Origin of the sequence: Burkholderia sp. RF4-BP95, assembly GCF_001521985.1 — a bacterium.
Classification (GTDB): domain Bacteria; phylum Pseudomonadota; class Gammaproteobacteria; order Burkholderiales; family Burkholderiaceae; genus Burkholderia; species Burkholderia diffusa.
In genome coordinates this window covers 1-3,275 of sequence record NZ_LOSX01000038.1, presented here as the reverse complement: position 1 = coordinate 3,275, position 3,275 = coordinate 1, and the positions used below count along the sequence as shown (strand labels likewise).

Genomic DNA, 3,275 nt, shown 5'->3' with positions numbered 1-3,275 from the left:
CCCGCTCAGCGGGGTAGCTCTGACAGTCGCACGGCTGTAATGAACTGGTGGATGCCGGAGATTTTGCGGGTACCCCCCGACAGATCAACCCGGCGATGGCCGGTCAGGCAAAGCGTGAGGCGCGATGGGACGTGGCGCGGTACGCGCTCCGCGCATAAAAGGCGAAAGTCCGATCCGCGGAATCGGCGAGTCGCTGATTGTGCATCCGATTCGCTGATGATAGAGGTGGCCGCGCAAATTCGGACAGCCGGATAAGTGGAACATCCGGGGCCTGAGCCAGCGATAATGCAGGCAAAGGAACCGGAAAGATGACGAAGAGAACCCGACGGACGCACTCAGCGGCGTTCAAAGCGAAAGTGGCCCTGGCGGCGGTCAAGGGCGAGCGCACGCTGGCCGAACTGGCGCAGCAGTTCGATGTGCACCCGAACCAGATCACGGAGTGGAAGCGGCAACTGCAGGAGCGTGCGGCGGATGTGTTCGGCGCGGCCTGTACACCGTCGAACGAGCCGCCGGTGGACGTGAAAACGCTGCACGCGAAGATCGGACAGTTGACGCTGGAGAACGATTTTTTGTCAGGAGCGCTCGGCAAAGCCGGACTGCTGAGCGCAAAGCGATGATTAACCGTACGCATGCGCTGCCGGTTTCGCGACAGACGCGACTGGTTGGCATCGCGAGATCGAGCGCGTATTACCGGGCGCAGCCAGTGAGCGAGGCGGATCAGTTGCTGATGCGGCGAATCGACGAGCTGCCCATGGAGTTTCCATTTGCCGGGGCACGGATGCTGGCGCGCCTATTACGCCGGGAAGGCCATGAAGTCGGCCGCCGGCGTGTGCGCACGCTGATGAAGCGCATGGGTGTCGAGGCGCTGTACTGCAAGCCGAACACGAGTCGGCGCAACGCACAGCACAAGATCTGGCCGTACTTGCTGCGGGGCATGAAGATCGACCGTGCCAATCAGGTGTTCGCCCTCGACACGACGTACATTCCGATGGCGCGCGGCTTCGTGTACCTGACGGCGGTGGTGGACTGGGCGAGCCGCAAGATTCTCGCGCACCGGGTTGCCATCACGCTGGAAGCCACGCATGCCGTCGAGGCACTGGAAGAAGCGTTCGCCCGCTACGGACTGCCGGACATCGTGAACACCGATCAGGGCAGCCTATAAGGACTTCCCCGTTTTAGCAAATTAGGTTTGGTGTTTCGTTCACTGAACGGCTCCATGGAACATGGACGATTCTCGAGCAGGTCGCGACAAGACAGACTGCGTGCCTATAAACGGCCTTGGTGGACGCCTGCATTGCCGCGCCCGGGCCCGGGCCCGGATAGTAACCGCGCAGCAGGACTCCATCCAGTTCACGGCGCGTGCTATGTGCGATGCCGCCTGACTGCCCTTCGAGTTCGCCCGCTGCCGGTCTGAGCTGTGTCGCTATCCTTGTCGATTGCGTCCGTGAAGAGGAAATGAGTGGTCTTCAAGGTTGGGTCGTGTCGGCTTGTTGGATCGGCTCAACTGCACGCACGGGCTGATGTGATGGGTCGAACTTCTCGCCGCGGGCAAGCACGGCCCACAGGATACGCGCGTGCTTGTTGGCCACGGCGACCAGGGCCTTGTAGTAGCCGATGCGAGCCTGCAGTTGGACAATCCATCGGGAGAGGCGGTCATTACGCCGGTGCGCGTGGAGCAAGGCGGATCGCGCCCCCTGGAACAGCAGGGTGCGAAGATAATCGCTACCTTGTTTGGTGATGCGCCCGAGACGCTGCTTGCCGCCACTGCTGTTCTGCTTGGGCACGGTGCCGAGCCAGGCGGCCATCTGCCTGCCGTTTCTGAACTGGCGGGCGTCGACGATGGTGGCCACGGCTGCCGAGGCGGTCAGGGGCCCCACGCCGCACATCTGCATGCAGCGCTTGGCATCGGGATTGTGACCGGCGTGCTCGCCGATCTGTCGCTCAAGCCAGGCGATTTCTGCGTCCAGCGTCTGCCATTGAGCCCAGCCACGCATCAGCGCCTGGCGGGCCGGTCCGTCAAGTTCACTGGTGCCATCTTCGATGCGCTCAATAAAATGTTTGCGCAGTTGCTCGATGCCCTGTGGCACAAACACGCCGAACTCACCAAGTAGGCCGCGCATACGGTTGACGAGGGCGGTACGCTCCTCGACAAATCCCGTACGCATGCGGTGCAGAACCAGGACGCTTTGCTGTGCGGATGACTTGATGGGCACGAAACGCATATGGGGACGGCTAGCCGCTTCGCAGATGGCTTCGGCATCGAGCGCGTCGTTCTTGACCTGCGTGCCACCCTTGCGGTACGGGGCCGCGAATTGCGGTGGGATCAGGCGTACCTCGTGGCCCAATGCGCGCAGCCGGCGCGCCCAGTAGTGAGCGGTGCTGCAGGCTTCCATGGCTACCAGACAGGGCTCAATGCGGGCAAACCAGCTCACGAAGTGCTCACGCGAGATCGCCTTGCGCGTCACCACACGCTCATTTACGCCGACTGCATGGATTTGCATCACGTTCTTCGCCAGATCCACGCCAACACGGGTAATCTTGTCCATGACTTCCCCCTTTACGGAAGGTTGTATAGCACCAGCCATGATGGCACCAGAGCGGTGCCAGTCCGAAGATCGGGGAAGTCCTTACCAATTCAGTTCACGGCGGGCGCGTTCATCGAGGCCGTACTGGGTCGAGGCGTGCGGCTGTCGATGGACGGCAAAGGCCTGGCGCGACAACGTGTTCGTCGAACGCGTGTGGCGCAGCGTCAAGTACGAAGAGATTTACCTGCGAGCTTACGAGTCGGTCAGCCATGCCCGGCGCTCCATCGGCGACTACATCGAGTTGTACAACCGAAAACGGCCCCATTCGAGCCTGGCGGATCGGACGCCGGATGAGGCATACTTCGCGACGCTGCCTGCGATCAAATCGGCAGCATGATTGCCTCGGACGTTCCACTTAGAAATCTCAGAAAACTGTCCGAACGAGTGAGGCCACCTCTGATGACGCCGCTTCATCACAAGGGAGGAATGAATGGACTGGAAAGACATCGCTTCGGCGGTCGGCCAGGCGGCGACAGTGATCGGCACGCTGCTTGGTGGCCCCGCAGGTGGGGCGGTCGGTGCCCTCGGTACCGGCACACGCCGGATGCGGTATCGACGGCGCTGGCCAGCGATCCGGACGCGTTGCTGAAACTGTAGGAATTGCAATCGAACGGTAAGCGTGTCCCCAGCACCGTCTCGACGATGTGAAAGGAAGTTGCCAGAGTAGTCCCCACCAAAGTAGTGGGGACC

1 protein-coding gene and 2 pseudogenes are annotated in these 3,275 nt (G+C 61.9%); 2 read left to right on the top strand and 1 reads right to left on the bottom strand.

What is annotated here, in order from left to right; translation table 11 throughout:
* Positions 1-308: 308 nt before the first annotated feature.
* Positions 309-1,156, top strand: a pseudogene (locus tag WS46_RS36440) (IS3 family transposase); the annotation flags it as partial.
* 310 nt (positions 1,157-1,466) lie between these two features.
* Here WS46_RS36440 and WS46_RS15045 read toward each other — a convergent pair.
* Positions 1,467-2,546 (bottom strand): IS110 family transposase, encoded by a 1,080-nt coding sequence (locus WS46_RS15045; protein WP_059537513.1) that lies wholly within the window; start codon positions 2,544-2,546, stop codon positions 1,467-1,469.
* A gap of 90 nt (positions 2,547-2,636) precedes the next feature.
* Here WS46_RS15045 and WS46_RS36055 point away from each other — a divergent pair.
* A pseudogene (locus WS46_RS36055) lies at positions 2,637-2,922 on the top strand (transposase); the annotation flags it as partial.
* Positions 2,923-3,275: the final 353 nt, after the last annotated feature.